Origin of the sequence: Ilumatobacter sp., assembly GCF_049588435.1 — a bacterium.
In the GTDB taxonomy this organism is placed as follows: domain Bacteria; phylum Actinomycetota; class Acidimicrobiia; order Acidimicrobiales; family Ilumatobacteraceae; genus Ilumatobacter_A.
In genome coordinates this window covers 1-2,158 of the sequence record NZ_JBAVYV010000159.1, presented here as the reverse complement: position 1 = coordinate 2,158, position 2,158 = coordinate 1, and the positions used below count along the sequence as shown (strand labels likewise).

The following is a 2,158-nucleotide window of genomic DNA, read 5'->3' as shown; positions in this document are numbered from 1 at the left end:
CGCGTGCCGCGAGCCGATCAGCCCCACCGGCGAGAGTGGCCAGCTCGACGGCGAGCTCGGCGTCGGGAGCGGGCTTGAGGCGACTCGGCGCACCGTCCCACCATCCACCGAACTGACGCCAGATGTTGCGGACCACGAACTCCGGCTCGTCGTACAGCGGGCGGAGGTACGGCTTGGCGAGAAGGTCCGCATCGACGCCGACCGAGTGCAGGATCGTGTCGAGCACCTCACCGGCGTTCATCATCTCGACGACGTCCGCAACCAACCCCTCGAGCGCGCCGGCGATGTCGGTCAGCATCTCCTCGATGCGATCCGCGCCGCCGACCGGCAGGCCGTGCGCGGGAAGCAGGATCTCCGGGCGGCGCGACGCCATGTCGCGCAACGCAGCCGCCCACTCGATCGGATAGCGCTGCACCTTCTGTGGATTTCCGGCGTTGGGAAAGTTCCAGATCACGAAGTCGCCCGCGAACAGCCACTTCTCCTCGGGCATCCACCCCCAGAGGTGATCGTCGGTCTCGCCACGCGCGTGGTGGAGTTCGATCGTGCGGTCACCCACGCTCAAGGCATCACTTCCGCCGACCACGCGGGTCGGCTCGAGCGTGTCGGCGGGGATGAAGTCGGGAGCACCGTCACCCATCGCGAAGTCGCCGCGCACGCCGCCGAACTGGCGCGCGTTGATCAGCACGTTCCAGTCGTTCGTGTAGCGGTAGCGGTCGAATCGGCGCTGCACGTTCTCGTGACCGACCACCGTGATGTCGTCGTAGGCCGCGTCGAACGCGACCGAACCACCGACGTGATCGGCATGTCCGTGCGTGTACACGATGTGCGACACCGGCGACGACGACCACCCCTGGATCGCTCCGACGACCGCGGCCCCCGTGTTCGCGTGCGATGCGTCGAACGCGACGAGGCCGTCGCCCGAATCGACCACGACGCTGTGGCTGAACGACTCGACCACTGCCAGTCCGTCGGCGACTTCGCTCAACTCGTTCGTGATCCGGTTGAACGGTTTGTCGACGTCCCCGCTCTCGATGATCGACGCCGAGAGTTCGAGGAGATCGTCCATGCCGCCGACGCTACGCCACCGCGCAAGAGCGAGCGGGAAGAGGACGCCTCGGTCACGATCCGCTAGACCATTGACCCATGGATCACGACCAGCGCGCCCCGCGGATCCACAAGATCAACTTCACCGACCTGTTCCACCTCGAGCCGCACGGACCCGACACCTACGTCGGAATCGTCGCTCGATACCCGTGGGGAGGACGGCTGTTCGGCGGCCAGGTCGTCGCACAAGCGTTGCGCGCCGCGATCCACACCGTCGATCCGTCGCGTTCGGCGCACTCGTTCCACTCGTACTTCATCCGCCCCGGATCCCCCGACGAGCCGATCCGCTTCGAGGTCGAGCGCCTGCGCGACGGCCGCTCGTTCACGACTCGTCAGGTCGTCGCCCGCCAATCGGGCGGAGCGATCCTGAACGCATCGGTGTCGTTCCAGATCGCGGAAGACGAGGCCGACGCCCAGATCGCCGAACTCGATCCCGCGCTGCCGTCACCCGAGGACCCGTCGCTGCGCAACGACTCGTGGGGCGCCCTGCTCGACCGTCGGGCCGTGAACCTGCCCGACGGACGCGTCGGCTACTGGATCCGACTGACCGCAGACCTCGGCGATGACCCGATCAACCACATCTGTGGGCTGACGTTCATGTCCGACGCGGCACCGTTCCGCGCCGGGCGCTCGGCTCATCCCGATTTCGCGAACGACGAGACCGACCGCACCCGCTTCGTGGGCGCCAGCCTCGATCACTCGGTCTGGTTCCATCGTCCGTCGCGCGCCGACCAATGGCACTGGTTCGACACCCGCTCCCACGGTCTTGCAGGGGGACGCGGGCTCGCCACCGGTGACGTGCTCCGTGACGACGGCACCCACGTCGCGACGATCGCCCAACAGATCCTGCTCCGTCGCAACCGGAACACGTGACCGAGGGGGCTGCGGTGAGCGACTCGTCCGGCAGAGCCGATCCGATTCGCTGCGGATGGCCGACCGACGATCCGCTGTACCTCGACTCTCACGACACCGAGTGGGGTCGCCCGACCACCGATCCGACACGGCTGTTCGAGAAGATCTGCCTCGAGGGGTTCCAGTCCGGGCTGAGTTGGAT

The 2,158-nt window shown here is 67.4% G+C and carries 3 protein-coding genes; 2 read left to right on the top strand and 1 reads right to left on the bottom strand.

The annotated features are described in order from the left end of the window. Nucleotides 1-1,066, bottom strand: a 1,066-nt coding sequence (locus WBV89_RS05850) for an MBL fold metallo-hydrolase (protein ID WP_423980399.1), incomplete at its 3' end; no start/stop codon positions are given. A gap of 77 nt (nucleotides 1,067-1,143) precedes the next feature. Here WBV89_RS05850 and WBV89_RS05845 point away from each other — a divergent pair. Both WBV89_RS05845 and WBV89_RS05840 read left to right on the top strand, forming a co-directional pair. Then, nucleotides 1,144-1,977 (top strand): acyl-CoA thioesterase, encoded by an 834-nt coding sequence (locus WBV89_RS05845; protein WP_423980398.1) that lies wholly within the window; start codon nucleotides 1,144-1,146, stop codon nucleotides 1,975-1,977. Next, the coding region (locus WBV89_RS05840; protein WP_423980397.1) for a DNA-3-methyladenine glycosylase I at nucleotides 1,974-2,158 on the top strand (185 nt) is incomplete at its 3' end. The genes WBV89_RS05845 and WBV89_RS05840, both read left to right, overlap by 4 nt.

Excerpts from the sequence above, each read along its gene's own strand:
- WBV89_RS05845 (WP_423980398.1), top strand. The coding sequence starts at position 1,144 with ATGGATCACGACCAGCGCGCCCCGCGGATCCACAAGATCAACTTCACC.